Origin of the sequence: Streptomyces sp. P13-3-3 (assembly GCF_050571355.1) — a bacterium.
In the GTDB taxonomy this organism is placed as follows: Bacteria; Actinomycetota; Actinomycetes; order Streptomycetales; family Streptomycetaceae; genus Streptomyces; species Streptomyces althioticus.
In genome coordinates this window covers 3,890,427-3,906,503 of record NZ_CP192228.1, presented here as the reverse complement: position 1 = coordinate 3,906,503, position 16,077 = coordinate 3,890,427, and the positions used below count along the sequence as shown (strand labels likewise).

The 16,077-nt window shown below is 73.3% G+C and carries 15 protein-coding genes and 1 pseudogene; 2 read left to right on the top strand and 14 right to left on the bottom strand.

Translation table 11 applies throughout. From position 1 onward, the window contains the following. Positions 1-38: 38 nt before the first annotated feature. From groL to ACQZOG_RS17990, 4 genes and pseudogenes are all read right to left on the bottom strand, one after another. The gene (gene groL / locus ACQZOG_RS18005) at positions 39-1,667 is read right to left on the bottom strand and encodes a chaperonin GroEL (protein WP_033272426.1); all 1,629 of its coding nucleotides are present in this window, start codon (positions 1,665-1,667) and stop codon (positions 39-41) included. A gap of 150 nt (positions 1,668-1,817) precedes the next feature. Continuing rightward, on the bottom strand, positions 1,818-2,126 hold the full coding sequence (groES, locus tag ACQZOG_RS18000; RefSeq protein ID WP_006130737.1) for a co-chaperone GroES: 309 nt from the start codon (positions 2,124-2,126) through the stop codon (positions 1,818-1,820). A gap of 617 nt (positions 2,127-2,743) precedes the next feature. Further along, positions 2,744-3,475: pseudogene (locus tag ACQZOG_RS17995) on the bottom strand (polysaccharide deacetylase family protein); the annotation flags it as partial. Further along, positions 3,472-4,344 (bottom strand): polysaccharide deacetylase family protein, encoded by an 873-nt coding sequence (locus ACQZOG_RS17990; protein ID WP_261676295.1) that lies wholly within the window; start codon positions 4,342-4,344, stop codon positions 3,472-3,474. The gene ACQZOG_RS17990 and the pseudogene ACQZOG_RS17995, both read right to left, overlap by 4 nt. 138 nt (positions 4,345-4,482) lie before the next feature. On the opposite strand from ACQZOG_RS17990, the gene ACQZOG_RS17985 reads away from it, so the two are divergent. Next, positions 4,483-5,658 (top strand): class I SAM-dependent methyltransferase, encoded by a 1,176-nt coding sequence (locus ACQZOG_RS17985; RefSeq protein ID WP_037641120.1) that lies wholly within the window; start codon positions 4,483-4,485, stop codon positions 5,656-5,658. A gap of 598 nt (positions 5,659-6,256) precedes the next feature. On the opposite strand, the gene ACQZOG_RS17980 is transcribed toward ACQZOG_RS17985, so the two are convergent. From ACQZOG_RS17980 to tsaB, 7 genes are all read right to left on the bottom strand, one after another. Then, positions 6,257-7,522, bottom strand: a complete 1,266-nt coding sequence (locus tag ACQZOG_RS17980; protein WP_430741646.1) for an RNA polymerase sigma factor — start codon at positions 7,520-7,522, stop codon at positions 6,257-6,259. A 59-nt stretch (positions 7,523-7,581) separates the two neighbouring features. Further along, positions 7,582-7,938 carry a YciI family protein gene (locus ACQZOG_RS17975; RefSeq protein ID WP_033272429.1) on the bottom strand — a complete coding sequence of 119 codons (357 nt, stop codon included), beginning with the start codon at positions 7,936-7,938 and terminating at the stop codon, positions 7,582-7,584. 314 nt (positions 7,939-8,252) lie between these two features. Further along, the gene (locus ACQZOG_RS17970) at positions 8,253-9,305 is read right to left on the bottom strand and encodes a LacI family DNA-binding transcriptional regulator (protein ID WP_033272430.1); all 1,053 of its coding nucleotides are present in this window, start codon (positions 9,303-9,305) and stop codon (positions 8,253-8,255) included. A gap of 130 nt (positions 9,306-9,435) precedes the next feature. Then, the gene (locus ACQZOG_RS17965; protein WP_033272431.1) at positions 9,436-9,699 is read right to left on the bottom strand and encodes a hypothetical protein; all 264 of its coding nucleotides are present in this window, start codon (positions 9,697-9,699) and stop codon (positions 9,436-9,438) included. Then, positions 9,696-10,793, bottom strand: coding sequence for a tRNA (adenosine(37)-N6)-threonylcarbamoyltransferase complex transferase subunit TsaD (tsaD, locus tag ACQZOG_RS17960; protein WP_033272432.1), 1,098 nt, complete (start codon positions 10,791-10,793; stop codon positions 9,696-9,698). Before tsaD ends, ACQZOG_RS17965 begins: the two co-directional genes overlap by 4 nt. Continuing rightward, entirely contained in the window at positions 10,786-11,343 is a 558-nt protein-coding gene (rimI, locus tag ACQZOG_RS17955; RefSeq protein ID WP_033272433.1) for a ribosomal protein S18-alanine N-acetyltransferase, read from the bottom strand. The genes tsaD and rimI overlap by 8 nt, the downstream gene beginning before the upstream one ends. After that, on the bottom strand, positions 11,340-11,993 hold the full coding sequence (tsaB, locus tag ACQZOG_RS17950; protein ID WP_033272434.1) for a tRNA (adenosine(37)-N6)-threonylcarbamoyltransferase complex dimerization subunit type 1 TsaB: 654 nt from the start codon (positions 11,991-11,993) through the stop codon (positions 11,340-11,342). Before tsaB ends, rimI begins: the two co-directional genes overlap by 4 nt. Before the next feature lie 118 nt (positions 11,994-12,111). Between tsaB and ACQZOG_RS17945 the strand changes: the two genes are divergently transcribed. Next, the gene (locus tag ACQZOG_RS17945; RefSeq protein WP_033272435.1) at positions 12,112-12,657 is read left to right on the top strand and encodes a hypothetical protein; all 546 of its coding nucleotides are present in this window, start codon (positions 12,112-12,114) and stop codon (positions 12,655-12,657) included. Between the two features lie 288 nt (positions 12,658-12,945). On the opposite strand, the gene tsaE is transcribed toward ACQZOG_RS17945, so the two are convergent. Genes tsaE through alr form a run of 3 tightly spaced genes read right to left on the bottom strand, consistent with a single transcriptional unit; the run spans position 12,946 to position 15,841 of the window. After that, on the bottom strand, positions 12,946-13,443 hold the full coding sequence (tsaE, locus tag ACQZOG_RS17940; RefSeq protein ID WP_033272436.1) for a tRNA (adenosine(37)-N6)-threonylcarbamoyltransferase complex ATPase subunit type 1 TsaE: 498 nt from the start codon (positions 13,441-13,443) through the stop codon (positions 12,946-12,948). Then, complete coding sequence (locus ACQZOG_RS17935) at positions 13,418-14,626, bottom strand: alpha/beta fold hydrolase (RefSeq protein WP_203550284.1); 1,209 nt, start codon at positions 14,624-14,626, stop codon at positions 13,418-13,420. The genes tsaE and ACQZOG_RS17935 overlap by 26 nt, the downstream gene beginning before the upstream one ends. Positions 14,627-14,662: 36 nt before the next feature. After that, a complete protein-coding gene (gene alr, locus ACQZOG_RS17930) occupies positions 14,663-15,841 on the bottom strand; it encodes an alanine racemase (protein WP_033272438.1) in 1,179 nt (392 codons plus the stop codon). Positions 15,842-16,077: the final 236 nt, after the last annotated feature.

Sequence of the window (16,077 nt, the reverse complement as noted above, 5' to 3'; positions counted from 1 at the left end):
GCCGGGCCCTCGCTTCAGGCTCTGGCGACCTCGGGTCGTCAGTGGGCGTGGCCGTGGCCGTGGCCACCGGCGGCGGCCGGCTCTTCCTCTTCCTTCTTCTCGACGACCAGGGTCTCGGTCGTCAGCAGGAGGGAGGCGATGGAGGCGGCGTTCTCCAGGGCGGAGCGGGTGACCTTGACCGGGTCGATGACGCCGGCCTTGATCAGGTCGCCGTACTCGCCGGAGGCGGCGTTGTAACCGCTGCCCTTCTCCAGCTCGGCGACCTTGGAGACGATGACGTAGCCCTCGAGGCCGGCGTTCTCGGCGATCCAGCGCAGCGGCTCGACGGCGGCCTTGCGGACCACGGAGACACCGGTGGCCTCGTCGCCGGTCTTGCCGAGGTTGCCCTCGAGGACCTTGACGGCGTGGACCAGCGCGGAGCCACCACCGGAGACGATGCCCTCCTCGACCGCGGCGCGGGTCGCGGAGATGGCGTCCTCCAGACGGTGCTTCTTCTCCTTCAGCTCCACCTCGGTGGCGGCGCCGACCTTGATCACGCACACGCCGCCGGCCAGCTTCGCGAGGCGCTCCTGGAGCTTCTCGCGGTCCCAGTCGGAGTCCGTGGCCTCGATCTCGGCCTTGATCTGGCCGACGCGGCCCTCCACGTCCTCCTTCTTGCCGGCGCCGTCGACGATCGTGGTGTCGTCCTTGGTGACGGTGACGCGGCGGGCGGAGCCGAGCACGTCCAGGCCGACCTGGTCGAGCTTGAGGCCGACCTCCTCGGAGACGACCGTGGCGCCGGTGAGGACGGCCATGTCCTGCAGCATCGCCTTGCGGCGGTCACCGAAGCCGGGCGCCTTGACGGCGACGGCGTTGAAGGTGCCGCGGATCTTGTTGACCACCAGGGTCGACAGGGCCTCGCCCTCGACGTCCTCGGCGATGATCAGCAGCGGCTTGGAGGCGTTGGCCTGGATGACCTTCTCCAGCAGCGGCAGGAGGTCCGCGATGGCGGAGATCTTGCCCTGCGTGATCAGGATCTGCGGCTCGTCGAGGACGGCCTCCATGCGCTCCTGGTCCGTCACGAAGTACGGCGACAGGTAGCCCTTGTCGAAGGCCATGCCCTCGGTGAAGTCCAGTTCCAGACCGAAGGTGTTGGACTCCTCGACGGTGATGACACCGTCCTTGCCGACCTTGTCCATCGCCTCGGCGATGAGCTCGCCGACCTGCTGGTCCTGGGCGGACAGCGCGGCGACGGCGGCGATGTCGGACTTCTCGTCGATCGGGCGCGCCGTGGCGAGGAGGTCCTCGGAGACGGCGGCGACCGCGGCGTCGATGCCCTTCTTCAGGGCGGCCGGGGAGGCGCCGGCGGCGACGTTCTTCAGGCCCTCGCGGACCAGCGCCTGGGCCAGCACGGTGGCGGTGGTGGTGCCGTCACCCGCGATGTCGTTGGTCTTGGTCGCCACCTCCTTCACCAGCTGCGCGCCGAGGTTCTCGTACGGGTCCTCGATCTCCACCTCGCGGGCGATCGTGACACCGTCGTTGGTGATGGTGGGGGCGCCGAACTTCTTGTCGATGACGACGTTGCGGCCCTTGGGGCCGATCGTCACCTTGACCGTGTCGGCAAGCTTGTTGACGCCGCGCTCGAGGGCGCGACGGGCGTCCTCGTCGAACTTCAGGATCTTCGCCATGGCAGCGGGAGCCCTCTCGGAAATCTAGGTGAAATCACTGCGCCCCTGGGCCGCCCGGCTCCTTGTCGGATGCTGGGGCCAGGGGCGCAGTGTTCGAGCAGAAGTACTTGCTACGAGGTCGAGTTCTCCGGGGCGGGCCCCGGAGTCCTCCTACTTCTCGACGATCGCGAGGACGTCGCGGGCCGAGAGGACGAGGTACTCCTCGCCGTTGTACTTGACCTCGGTGCCGCCGTACTTGCTGTACAGAACGACGTCGCCGACCTTCACGTCGAGCTCGACGCGCTTGCCGTCCTCGAAGCGGCCCGGACCGATGGCCAGGACGACGCCCTCCTGGGGCTTCTCCTTCGCCGTGTCCGGAATGACCAGGCCCGAAGCCGTGGTCTGCTCGGCGTCGAGCGGCTGGACCACGATGCGGTCCTCGAGCGGCTTGATGGCAACCTTGGAGCTGGCGGTCGTCACGATCCGACCTCCCCCTTCGGAGATCTCACGGGGTTAACTGTCTGAGGTGGCGACCAGGTCGATCCGTCGTCGCGGGTGCCGGACCTGCCCGTCGCGTTGTTGGCACTCTCCAGGGGGGAGTGCCAGACCCGAGACTATGACCGCGATTAGCACTCGGTCAAGCGGAGTGCCAATTGCCGTGCGGCGCGTCGGGGGATGGGGGTGTTTTTCGGGCGCGGGGTTGTGCGGTGCCGGTGTTGGTGTGACCGTCCCCAGGGGCTGCGCCCCCGGACCCCCCTTCGGCCCTTCGGGCCTCGTCCTCAAGCGCCGGACGGGCTAGAAGTCGCCTCGCCCGGGCTGGGAGTGGCCCCGCCCGGGCCGGGAGGGGCCGCGTCCGGGCCGGGAGGAACCTCGTTCAGGTCGGGAGGGGCCGCGTCTGGGCTGGAAGTCGCCTCGCCCGGGCTGGGAGGAACCTCGTTCAGGTCGGGAGGGGCCGCGTCTGGGCTGGAAGTCGCCTCGCCCGGGCTGGGAGGAACCTCGTTCAGGTCGGGAGGGGCCGCGTCTGGGCTGGAAGTCGCCTCGCCCGGGCTGGGAGTGGCCTCATCCGGGCCGGGAGGGACCGGGCTGGGCGTCGTGCCTACGTGGTCCTCGAGCCTGCCCACCCTCAAGTCCCGCTCGTCCAGCTCCGTCAGGAGCCTCGTCGTGCGTTCCGCCAGGGTCAGGGGCGGGGCCTCGCCCGACGGTACGGAGATGATGTCGCCGGGACGCAGATGGCGGGGGCCGTGGGTGTAGGTGAGGTGGCCGTCGGGTTCGAGGGTCACGCGCCACAGGACCACGGCGGTGATGCCGCACTCGGCGGCGGCGCGCAGGGTGGCGGTGTCGTGCCGGCCGTAGGGCGGGCGGAAGAGGCGGGGGCGGATCCCGAAGCGCGCGGCGAGTTTGCGCTGCTGGCCGCAGATCTGGGCGCGCTGGGCGGCCAGGGGCAGGCCGGGCAGCGCCGGGTGGTCGAGGGTGTGGTTCTGGAGGTTCGCGCCGACCGCGCGGAGGCGGGCGAAGTGGCCGTAGCCGGGGCCCGTCACGCTGTCGGTGAGGAACATGCTGACCGGCAGCCTGCGCTCGCGCACGAGGTCGATGAAGCGGGGGTCGCGTTCGGCGCCGTCGTCGTAGGTGAGGAAGACGACCGGGTCGTCGGTGGTGACGTGGTCGACGACCGGCGGGAGCGGCGCCGGGGCGACCGCGGTGGCCGGCCCGCCGGCGCGGGAGGAGAGGTGTCCCGCGCCGGACGGGGCGGCACATCCGGCGGCCGCGGCGAGCAGCAGGGCGAGGGCCGCCGGGAGAGGCCCCGGGATCGTCCCGCGCCGCCGCCTCACAGGTAGTCCTCCAGCCTGGCCACGGCGTACCCCTCGGCCGTGACCTTGTCGAGGAAGCGGCGGATCATGTCCCGCATGGTGCCGTCCCAGTCCTCGCGGCCCCGGAAGTGGGACAGCACGATGTCGCCGGGGTGGATCTTCCGGTCCCACTCGCGGTACTCCCAGTGGTCGGTGAAGACCTCCTCGTTCCACAGCGGGACGTGGGTGATGCCGCAGCTCTTCGCGGCGCGCAGGGTCGCCTTGTCGTAGTTGCCGTAGGGCGGGCGGAAGAGGGTCGGGCGGGTGCCGTAGCGCTTCTCGATGACGTCCTGCATGCCGCAGATCTCGCGCTTCTGCTTGGCGTGCGAGAGGGCCGGCAGGTACGGGTGGTGGAGCGTGTGGTTGTGCAGGGCCACGCCCCGTTTCTGCATGTCCTTGAAGTAGCCGTAGTCCTCCTCGACGAGGTAGTCGCTGAGGAAGGCGCTGTACGGCACCTTCAGCTCGGTCATCATCCGGAGGAACTCGGGGTCCTTCTCGGCGCCGTCGTCGATGGTGAGGAAGACGACCTTCTCCTTGACCGGGACGGTGGTGAAGACCGGCGGGAGGTCCAGCCGTTCGTGACCCTTGACCTCGAAGCCGTCGCGGGTGGTGATGCGCGGCTTCTTCGCCGGGGGCGGCGGCGCGGCCAGGGGGACCTTCTTCAGGCCCCAGCGTTTCGCCGCGGCGGCGCGGGCGGCCTGCGCGGCGCGCAGCTTCTCGGCGTAGGAGTCGAGGGCGCGGGCCGGGGGCGCCTGGAGGGGCTGGCCGCCGGCCGGTTCGACGGTGTCGCTGCCCTTGCCGCACCCCGAGGCGAGAGCGGCGAGCGCGAGGGCGGCGAGACCGGTCCGCATCCCCAGCCGCCGCATCCGCTTCTTATCGTTTTGTCCTACTACTCGCATGGGGCCGGATCCTCGCAGCCACCCGGCCCGCGTCCCGCCCGACACCTCGGCCGGAGGCGCACGGTCCACCGACTGGCCCACAATGTCCCGGTGAACGACCTCGCCCCGCTCCTCACCCCCGAAGGCCGCGCCCTCCTCGACGAGGTGCGCGACACCGACCCCGCCCGCGAACTCGCCGTCGCGACCCGGCTCCGCCGCGACCACCCCGCCGAGCTGGTGTCGGCGGCGCTCGGCCAGGCGCGGCTGCGGCAGCGGGCGGTGGCGAAGTTCGGGGCGGAGGACGCGGCACGGATGTTCTTCACGCCGAACGGCGTGGAGCAGTCGACCCGGCGCAGCGTCGCCGCGTACCGGGCGGAGCGGCTGCGCGCGGCGGGCGTACGGTCGGTCGCCGACCTGTGCTGCGGGATCGGCGGCGACGCGATCGCGCTGGCCCGCGCCGGCATCCGCGTCCTGGCCGTCGACCGGGACCCGCGGACGGCCGCGGCCGCCCGCGCCAACGCCGAGGCGCTCGGTCTCGCCGGCCTGATCGAGGTGCGTGAGGCGGACGTGACGGAGGTCGACACGGCCGGCTACGACGCGGTGTTCGTGGACCCGGCCCGGCGCTCGTCGAAGCGCGGCCGGATCTTCGACCCGGAGGCGTACTCGCCACCCCTGTCGTGGGCGGTGGGGGCGGCGCTGAAGGCGCCCCGGGCCGCCGCGCTGAAGATCGCGCCCGGCATCCCGCACGAGGCGGTCCCGGCGGAGGCCGAGGCGGAGTGGATCTCCGACGGCGGGGACGTGAAGGAGGCGGTCCTGTGGTTCGGCACCGCCCCCGGCACGGTCCGCGCGACCCTGTTGCCGGGCCCGCGCACCCTCGCCTCCCGTGGCCTCCCCGACCCGGAGGTCCGCCCCGTCGGCCGCTACCTGTACGAGCCCGACGGCGCCGTCATCCGCTCCCACCTGGTCGCCGAGGTCGCCGAACCTCTCGACGGCGGCCTGATCGACCCGACGATCGCCTACGTGACGTCGGACGCGCTGCGTGAGACGCCGTTCGCCACGGCCTACGAGATCACCGACGTGCTCCCCTTCAACGTCAAGAAGCTGAAGGCCCTGCTGCGGGAGCGCGAGGTGGGCGTCCTGACGGTCAAGAAGCGAGGCTCGGCGGTCGAACCGGAGGAACTCCGCCGCAAGGCCCTCCCGAAACCGCACGGCACGGCATCGGTCACGGTCTTCCTGACCCGCGTCGCGGGCGCCCCGACGATGCTGCTGGGACACCCGGTGCGCTGAACAGGCGCCACCTGCGCCCACCCTCCCCCATCGCCCCAGCGGCACGACTGCCCGCAGACGGCGGGGAGCGGGCTCCCCCTTCACCCCCGCGGCACGACTGCCCCGAGGCCAGGCACCCTAGGGGCGCGGGGAACTGCGCGATCAGCCCACGACGGGCAGCAGTCAGCGGACGGCGTCTCTCGGCAGACGGGTTACCGTCGCCAGGGGCGCGGGTCCAGCAGGGGCGCGCTGCAGAGGTGCCGCCTGCACCCACCCTCCCCCACTCTCGGCTTCGCTCGAGCGGGAGGTACCCCCATCGCCCCAGCGGCACGACGGCCCGCAGACGGCGGGGAGCGGGCTCCCCCTTCACCCCCGCGGCACGACTGCCCCGAGGCCAGGCACCCTAGGGGCGCGGGGAACTGCGCGATCAGCCCACGACGGGCAGCAGTCAGCGGACGGCGTCTCTCGGCAGACGGGTTGCCGTCGGCAGGGGCGCGGGTCCAGCAGGGGCGCTGCAGAGGCACCGCCTGCGCCCACCAATGCCGCCCCAGCGGCACGACGGCCCGCAGGCTGCGCCCGGTGCACGCCCCGGGACGGGCGCCCCTCGCGGAGGGAGGCGTCAGCCGCCCGCCCGCTCCGCCCGCCTCCGCAGCATCTCCCGCTCCCGGGCGTTGCCCGCCAGGTCTGCCGCCCGGATGAACTCCTCCCGTGCCTCCTCCGTCCGGCCGAGGCGGGACAGGAGGTCTCCCCGGACGGAGGGGAGCAGGTGGTAGTTGCGGAGGGCCGGTTCCGTGGACAGCGCGTCGACCAGGGGCAGGGCCGCCTCCGGGCCGTCCGCCATGGAGACGGCGACCGCGCGGTTGAGTTCGACCACCGGGGACGGGGTACGGGCGGCGAGCAGGCCGTAGAGGGCGGCGATGCGGTGCCAGTCCGTCTTCTCGTAGCGGTACGCGCGTGCGTGGCAGGCGGCGATGGCCGCCTGGAGGACGTACGGGCCGGGAGGGCCGGAGGCGACCGCGTCGGCGCGGGCGAGGGCGGTGGCGCCGCGGGCGATCAGCATGCGGTTCCAGCGGGCGCGGTTCTGGTCCGCGAGCAGCACCGGCTCGCCGTCGGAACCGGTGCGGGCGGCGGTCCGGGACGCCTGGAACTCCAGCAGGGCGGTCAGCCCGTGCACCTCGGGCTCCTTCGGCATCAGCCCGGACAGCACCCGGGCCAGCCGCAGCGCGTCCTCGCACAACGCGGGCCGCAGCCAGTCGTCGCCGGCGGTGGCCGCGTATCCCTCGTTGAAGATCAGGTAGATGACGTCGAGGACCGAGCCGAGGCGGGCCTCGCGGTCGGGTCCGTAAGGCACCTCGAAGGCGACGTTCTTCCTGGCCAGGGTGCGCTTGGCGCGGACGATCCGCTGGGCCACGGTCGCCTCGGGCACGAGGAACGCGCGGGCGATCTCGGCCGTGGTGAGGCCGCCGAGCAGCCGCAGGGTGAGGGCGGTGCGCGCCTCGGCGGACAGCACCGGGTGGCAGGCGGTGAAGACGAGCCGCAGCAGGTCGTCGTCGATGTCGTCCGGGTCGGCGGGCTCCTCGGGCGGGGCCGTCGCCGTCGCCTGGTCCCGGCCGATCTCGGCCAGCTTGCGGGCGTAGGTCTCGCGGCGGCGCACCAGGTCGACGGCGCGGTGGCGGGCGGTGGCCGTGAGCCAGGCGCCCGGGTTGTCGGGCACCCCGTCCTCCGGCCACCGCTCCAGGGCCGCGACCAAGGCGTCCTGCGCGAGTTCCTCCGCGATGCCGACGTCCCGGACGATGCGGGCCACCGCGGCGACCACCCGCGGGAACTCCATGCGGAAGACGGTCTCGACGGCCCCGTCCGGTCCGGCGGCGGGCTGTGGTGTCACAGCCCACCATCAGACACCCGTACGGCCGCACGGCCAAGCGGGGCCGTGAGGGCCGCCCGTCAGCCCTCCTCGATCTCCCGGACCTCGCAGGTCACCGTCCAGTGCGGCTCGTGCACCTTCAGGAACCGCTTGGTCCACTCGATCGCCTCGGCCCTGTCCTTGGCCTGGAGGACGGCGTATCCGCCGATGACCTCCTTGGTCTCGGTGAACGGCCCGTCCGTCACGGACAGCCGGCCGCTCTCGTAGTGGACCCGGGAGCCCTGGGCGGTCGGGGTGAGTCCGGCGGTGTCCAGCAGGACGCCGTTCTTGGTCATCTCCTCGATCAGCTCGCCCATGCGCTGCATCAGCTCGGGGCTGGGCCCGCCCTCGGGGGCGTTGTTCTCGTCGATCCGGATGAGGGAGAGATAGCGCGGCATGTCGGCTCCTCGTGGTGTGCGGGCCGGGTCCTTCCCGGCCTCTCACCTCTGCGTCGAACGGCGCGGACGGAAATCGACACCCGGCGGAGAAAATTCTCACCTCACTCCAGCGAGGCCCACAGCCGCCCGGCCTCCGGCTCGTCGGGCACCACCCGGTTGGCGTCGGAGGGGGCGGGAAGCACCGGCATGGTCACGGTGGTTCCCCTGTTGTCCCGTCACAGGCAGGAACGTCCGTCCGCATGATGACGGACACCGTTCCCCGGACGTTTTTCTCGCGCAATTCTCAGATTCGCACCTACCCGCCGCCGGGCGCTTCAGCGCGCGGCGGGCGCGGCCGTGCTGCTCCGCACCACCAGGCTGGTGGCCAGCTCCACCCGGGTCGCCGCCGCGGAGTCCTCACCCTTGCCGAGGTCGAGCACCAGCTTCGCCGCCGCCTCCGCCATCTCCGTCAGCGGCTGCCGTACGGTCGTCAGCGGCGGGCCCACCCAGCGGGCCACCGGCAGGTCGTCGAAGCCGACCACGCTCAGGTCCTCCGGGATCCGCAGCCCCAGTTCGCGCGCGGCCTCGTACAGCCCGAGCGCCTGGAGGTCGTTGCCGGCGAACACGGCGGTGGGCCGGTCCTCACGGCGCAGCAGGGCGAGCCCCTGCTGGTAGCCGGCGTCGTGGTGGAAGTCGCCGGAGACGATCAGCTCGGGGTCGACCGGCAGCCCCGCGGTCTCCAGGGCGGCCCGGTAGCCGTCGACGCGGGCGCGGCTGCACATCATCCGCGAGGGCCCGCTGATCGCGCCGATCCGGGTGTGGCCCAGCTCGATCAGGTGGCGGGTCGCGGCGAGCCCGCCCTGCCAGTTGGTCGCGCCGATGGAGGGCACGTCGGTGCCCGGGTCGCCGGCCGGGTCCATCACCACGAACGGGATGGACCGGCTGGTCAGCAGCGCGCGCCCGGACTCGTCGAGGCCGGACAGCACGAGGATCACGCCGTGCGGGCGGCGGGCGGCGACCTGGTCGGCCCAGGTCCGGCCGGGCGTGAGCCGCCCCGCACTCTCGGACAGCACGACGCTCAGCCCCGCGTCCCGGGCGACGTTCTCCACGCCCCGGATGACCTCCATCGCCCAGGCGCTCTCCAGCTCGTGGAAGACCAGGTCGATCAGGGGGGAACGGCTGGCCTCGGCGCGGCGACGCCGGTATCCGTGGGTGCGCAGCAGCTCCTCGACCCGGGACCGGGTGCTCGGGGCGACGTCGGCGCGGCCGTTGAGCACCTTCGAAACAGTCGGCGCGGAGACACCCGCCTCGCGGGCGATCTCGGCGAGCGTCGCGGTCTGCGTGCTGCGCCCGTTGGTCCGGGTGTCAGCGGGCTGCGGGGAAGTCATGGCGGCGATCGTATCTCCGCGAGCCGCGCGGGCGAAGACCCGCGACCGGCCGGAACATTCGAATCGTATGACGAAACATTCGCGTCACATGGTCCTTCCGGTCCATCCGACGCGGTGCCCCCTCCCCGGCTCAGACACTTCCCAGCGACTCGAACCGCCACCGGTGCACCGCCCGTGTGACCAGGGTGTTCTCCGGCTCGGGGAGCTCGGGGAGGTCGGCGTCGAGGGGGGCGTTCCACCAGGTGATGACGAGGACGCGGTCCTGCGGGGCGCGGAAGACCTCGCGGCGGGACGGGCGGCGGGGCAGTTCGCGGGCCCGCTCCTCGGCCCAGGCCAGCAGGTCCGGGCCGCGGCCGGGGACCGCGCGGGCCTCCCACATCAGCGCGACGGTCATGTGTAGAGGTTCTCCCGCGCGGTCTCGTGGACGTGGTCGTGGGAGTGGGCGGTGCCCGGCACGTGCGGGTCGGTGACCGGGAGCGAGGAGTCCGCCGAGAGGTCCCAGTCGGAGGCCGCGCGGTTGCGGGCGACCATCTCCGCGCCGAGGGCGGCCACCATCGCGCCGTTGTCCGTGCACAGCTTGGGGCGCGGCACCCGCAGCCGGATGCCGGCGGCCTCGCAGCGCTCCTGGGCGAGGGCACGGAGACGGGAGTTGGCGGCCACGCCGCCGCCGATCATCAGATGGTCGACGCCCTCGTCCTTGCAGGCCCGCACGGCCTTGCGGGTGAGCACGTCCACGACGGCCTCCTGGAAGGACGCCGACACGTCCCGCACCGGCACCTCCTCGCCGGCCGCCCGCCTGGCCTCGATCCAGCGGGCGACGGCCGTCTTCAGCCCGGAGAAGGAGAAGTCGTACGCCGGGTCGCGGGGGCCGGTCAGGCCGCGCGGGAAGGCGATCGCGTCCGGGTCGCCCTCGCGGGCGTACCGGTCGATGACGGGGCCGCCGGGGAAGCCGAGGTTCAGCACCCGGGCGATCTTGTCGAAGGCCTCGCCCGCCGCGTCGTCGATGGTCGCGCCGAGCGGGCGGACGTCGGAGGTGATGTCGGCGGACAGCAGCAGCGAGGAGTGGCCGCCGGAGACCAGCAGCGCCATCGTCGGCTCGGGCAGCGGCCCGTGCTCCAGCTGGTCGACGCAGATGTGGGAGGCGAGGTGGTTGACGCCGTACAGCGGCTTGCCGAGGGCGTAGGCGTACGCCTTCGCCGCCGAGACGCCGACCAGCAGCGCGCCGGCGAGACCCGGCCCGGCGGTGACGGCGATGCCGTCGAGGTCGCGCGCGCTCACCCCGGCGTCCTTCAGCGCCCGCTCGATGGTGGGGACCATCGCCTCGAGGTGGGCGCGGCTCGCCACCTCGGGGACGACGCCGCCGAAGCGGGCGTGCTCGTCGACGCTGGAGGCGACGGCGTCCGCGAGCAGGGTGGTGCCGCGGACGATGCCGACGCCGGTCTCGTCGCAGGAGGTCTCGATCCCCAGTACCAGGGGTTCGTCAGCCATGGATCTCGGTTCCTTGTACGCCGTTCACGGGGTGGCCCGGGGTCACGGAGGCGGACGGGCCGGTCAAGCGCATGACCAGCGCGTCCACGTTGCCCGGCTGGTAGTAGCCGCGCCTGACTCCGATGACCTCGAAGCCGAAGCGCTCGTAGAGCTTCTGGGCGCGGACGTTGTCGACGCGGCACTCCAGCATGACCTCGGCGCACTCGAACGCCGTGGCCGCGCGCAGCAGGTCGGTCAGCAGCCGCGAGCCGAGCCCGGTGCCCCAGTGGCCGCGGGTGACCGCGATGGTCTGCACGTCGGCCGCCGGGGCGGCGCCGTCCTCGCCCTCCGCGCCGGAGGTGGTGAGGCCGGCGTAGCCGACGATCCGGCCGCCCTCCTCGGCGACGACGTAGTGCCGGGTCGCGCCCGGCCCGCGGGAGTGGGCCAGCTCGGACCAGAACATGCCGCGGGACCACGCGTCCTCGGGGAAGAGGTCGCGCTCCAGCTCCAGTACGGGGTCGATGTCCCACCAGCGCATCTCACGCAGGACGACCGTCTCGGTTCCCGTCACTTGGGGGTGACCACCTTGTAGTTCTTGGGGACCTGGGCATCGGGCCGCCGCAGGTACAGCGGCCGGGGGGCGGGCAGTTCCTCGCCCGCCTTCAGCCTCTCCACGGCCAGCCGGGCGAGGGCGGCGGCGCTCACGTGCTCCGGCTCGTGCGCCTGGGGGAAGGTGTCCGGGTAGAGCAGCGCGCCCGCGCCGACCGCGGGCAGTCCCGCGACCTCGCCGGCGATGTCGGCGGGCCGGCCGACGGCCGGTTCGGTGAGGCGGGTGCGGGAGTCGGCGTACCGCGCCCAGTAGACCTCCTTGCGGCGGGCGTCGGTCGCCACGACGAAGGGGCCGTCCAGGTCGGCCGCGTAGGCCAGGCCGTCGAGCGTGCACACACCGTGCACGGGCACGCCGAGGGCGAGCCCGAAGGTGTCGGCGGTCATCAGGCCGACCCGCAGACCGGTGTAGGGGCCGGGGCCGGTGCCGGCCACGATCCCGGTGACGGCGTCGAGCCGCAGACCGGCCTCGGCGAGCACCCGGTCGACGGCCGGGAGCAGCAGTTCACCGTGGCGCCGGGCGTCCACCTGGCTCGACGAGGCGATGACGTCGTCGCCGTCGTGCAGCGCGACGGTGACGGCGGGGGTGGCGGTATCCAGAGCGAGCAAGAGCACGCAAACAGCCTACGGCTCCCGCGCCCCGGCCACGGCCGCACGGGCCGGACGGTCACGGACTGCTACGGTCGCGTCACATCCTTACAGCGCGGGGCAAAGCAGGACAGGGGTGACGGCGATGGCGGGGACCAGTTCGATGATCGTGGCGGGACTGACGGCGGCGGCCCTCGCGACGGTCGGCTACCTCGGCAGCCGGGCCGCGGACACGGTCCCGCCCGACCTGCGCCGGCAGGCGTCCGGCAGCCCGGCGCCCGCGCCGAAGGCTCCCCGCAGCAGCCACCCGGCCGCCCTGCCACCGCGCTCGGGGCTGGGACAGCGGGTCGTGTACTCGCTGCGCCGCGACCGGGTGTGGCTGGTGGACAAGGGCGACAAGGTGCGCCGCACGTTCGGCGTCAGCCCCAGCACGGTCGACCCGGCCCCGGGCACCTACCGGGTGACGTCCCGGTCGGGGAAGGTCACCGGCTCGGACGGTGTGCCGGTCGAGCACGTGGTGCGCTTCGCGAGCGTGGACGGCACGGTGATCGGGTTCAGCGCGGCGGTCGACGGCTCGGCGCCCGTCCTCGACCCGCAGGAACGCACGGGCGGGATCCGGGAGACGCGGGCGGACGGCACGGCGATGTGGAAGTTCGCGACGATCGGCCGCACGGTCGTCGTGGTGCCGTAGAGCCTTTCAGGCGGCCTCGCGCCGCTCGCGTACGGTCTTCTCCTGCCGCGGCGGCTCGGGCGCGGACGGCGGGGTGGAGACGGCGGCGGCCGCGGCGCAGGCGGCGAGCAGGTCACGCATGGGCACCGGTCGCGGCGTGGAATCACGCCTGCTCGGGACGGCCGGCATGGACGCCTCCTGTGCATCGGGGGCGGGACGCGGTTAGGTAAACCTAACCGCGAGCTGGGTACCATGTGACCACGCGGGACGCCGCGGACGCAACACCTTGCCGACACCTTGTCGGGACGCTCAGGCGGACAGCGCCCCCAGCTCCGCCCCCGCCCAGCGCGCGCCCAGCCCCAGCACCCTCACGTGCCGCACCTCGTCCGTGGTGTCGCCGACCGCCCGGTGGATGCTGACATGCAGCCGGTCCTCGGTCAGCTCCTCGACCTTGCCCTCGCCCCACTCGACGACGACCACCGACTCCGGCAGCGAGACGTCGAGGTCCAGGTCCTCCATCTCGTCGAGCCCGCCCGACAGCCGGTAGGCGTCGACGTGCACCAGCGGCGGGCCGTCCCCCAGCGAGGGGTGCACCCGGGCGATGACGAACGTCGGCGAGGTCACCGCGCCCCGCACGCCGAGCCCTTCGCCGAGCCCGCGCGTCAGGGTCGTCTTGCCGGCGCCCAGCTCACCGGAGAGCAGGACGAGGTCGCCCGCGCGCAGCAGCTTGGCGAGACGCCGGCCGAGGTCGCGCATCTGCTCGGGGGAGGTGACGGTCAGTTCAGCCAGGGTGTGCGCTGCTTCCATAGCCACCCACGGTAGCCCCTGCGGGCACCGCGCCCGCGCGGACGAGCAGGTCGGCGAGGCGGTCGGTCACCTGCTCGGGGTGCTCCAGCATCACCAGGTGCCCGGCGTCGGGCACCAGCACCAGCTCGGCCCCGGGCAGCAGGTCGGCGATGGCCTCACTGTGCTCACTGGGGGTCACGAGATCCCCCACCCCTGCCAGCACCAGCACCGGAAGCCCCGCGAAATGGGCGAGCGCCTCCGTCTTGTCGTGACCGTCGAAGGCCGGGTAGTACTCGGCGACGACATCGATCGGTGTGGACTCGATCATCCGCTCGGCGAACCGCGCGACGGCGGGATCGACGTCCCTCGAGGCGAACGAGTACCGCTTGACGACCCCGGCGAACAGATCCGCCGTGGCCCGGCGCCCCTTCTCCACCAGCTCGGCCCGCTGCCCCAGCGCCTTCAGCACCCCGGGCAGCACCCGCCGCACGGCGTTGACCCCGGCCACCGGAAGCCCGAAGTTGACCTCCCCCAGCCGCCCCGACGACGTCCCCACCAGCGCGACCCCGGCACACCGCTCCCGGATCAGCTCCGGGAACTGATCGGCGAGCGCCATCACGGTCATCCCGCCCATGGAGTGCCCGACGAGCACCAGCGGCCCCTCGGGAGCGGCGGCGTCGACGACGGCCTTCAGATCTCTGCCGAGCTGCTCGATGGTGACGGGCTCCCCCCGCTCCACCTGGGCGGCCCCTCGCGCCGAACGCCCGTGACTGCGCTGGTCCCAGTGCACGGTCCGCACCACTCCACGCAGGGCGGCCCGCTGGAAGTGCCAGGAATCCTGGTTGAGGCAGTACCCGTGGCTGAACACCACGGTCACCGGCGCGGGCGCCCGCCGCCCGAACAACCGCCGCTTCCGCCCGTCCTGGCCCTCCGCCTCGACCTCGTCGACCTCGTAGTACAACTCGGTCCCGTCGTCGGCGTACGCCCTGCCGGGCGTCCCCCGCAGCGACCCGTAGGGCCCCGCCGAGTCGAGAACCAGCCGGGCCTTGCGGCGCATGCCCCGGCCGACGGTCATCCGTTCCAAGGCCACGCCTGCGGCGGCGCCGGTGGCCAGCACGCCTATCGCGAGGCCCGCGACACCGGTCGCCCGGCGCCATCCCCCGGCGGACGCGGCCGTCACGGCCTGCGCACTGCTCTCGCTCACGTACCGCTCCTCTTCCCCGGACCCCACGCAGGGCGCTTACCCGCTCTGTTCCCCGTTCACATACACACGCGGGACACGGCCGCCGATCCGGGTCACGATCTCGTACGCGATGGTCCCGGACGCCTGCGCCCAGTCCTCCGCGGTGGGCTCGCCCCGGTCACCGGGCCCGAACAGCACGGCCTCGGCCCCCTCCCCGGGCTCGTCACCCCCCAGATCGACGACGAACTGGTCCATGGCGACCCGCCCGGCGACGGTCCGCCACTTCCCCTCCACCAGCACGGGCCCCCCGCCCGAGGCGTGCCGGGGAATCCCGTCGGCGTACCCGAGAGGCACGAGCCCCAGAGTCGTCGCCCCGGCGGTCACGTAGTGATGCCCGTAACTGACCCCGTGCCCGCCCGGCACGTTCTTCACCAGCGCCAGCGACGCGGAGAGAGTCATCGCGGGGCGCAGCCCCAGCTCCACCGGCGTGCCGATCTCGGGGCTGGGCGACACGCCGTACATCGCGATGCCGGGCCGCACCAGGTCGAAGTGACTCTCGGGCAACGTCAGCGTCGCGGGCGAGTTGGCGATGTGCCGCACCTCGGGCTCGACGCCCTGCGCCTCGGCGTACGCCACCATCTCCCGGAAGGTGAGCAGCTGCGCGGCGATCGACGGGTGTCCCGGCTCGTCGGCGCAGGCGAAGTGCGACCACAGCCCGGTGACCTTCAGCAGCCCCTCGGCCTGCGCACGCAGCGCGCCCGCGACCAGCTCGGCCCAGTCCGCGGGCTGGCACCCGCCCCGCCCCAGCCCGGTGTCCGCCTTCAGCTGCACCCGCGCGGGCCGGCCGGCCGCCCGCGCGGCCGCGACGACCTCGTCCAGCGCCCAGAACCCGCTCACCGAGACGTCGACGTCGGCCTCGACGGCCTCCCGCCAGGGCCCCCCGGGCGTCCACAGCCAGCACATCACCCGGACGTCGTCCGGCACGCCCGACCCCGGCGCCCTCAGCGCGAGCGCCTCCTGCGGGGTGGCGGTACCCAGCCAGGTCGCACCGGCCTCCACGGCCGCGCGGGCGCAGGGGGCCGCGCCGTGCCCGTACCCGTCGGCCTTGACGACGGCCATCAGGGCGGCGCGGGGGGCGCGGTCGCGGAGGGTGCGTACGTTGGCCCGCACGGCGGCCAGATCGATCACAGCGCGGGCGCGGAGCTGCGCGCCGTGCGGGTCAGCTGTCTCTTTCATCCCGGACAGTGTCTCAGAGCGACCACGCGAGTCCTCCGCACCGGGGGTGCGGCGCCTTCGCACTCCGTGCGCTTCCCTGCCCCGTCCAACTGGCGTTGGGGCAGGTCACGGGGGTGCGTGCCGCAGCAACGGTGCGTTGATGGGCGCCGACGCGGGTGCGGGCCGGGGGGAGTCGGCGCACCTCGGCGCCAACGAGGTACCGCCGCGCCCACCCTCCCCCACTCTCGGCTTCGCTC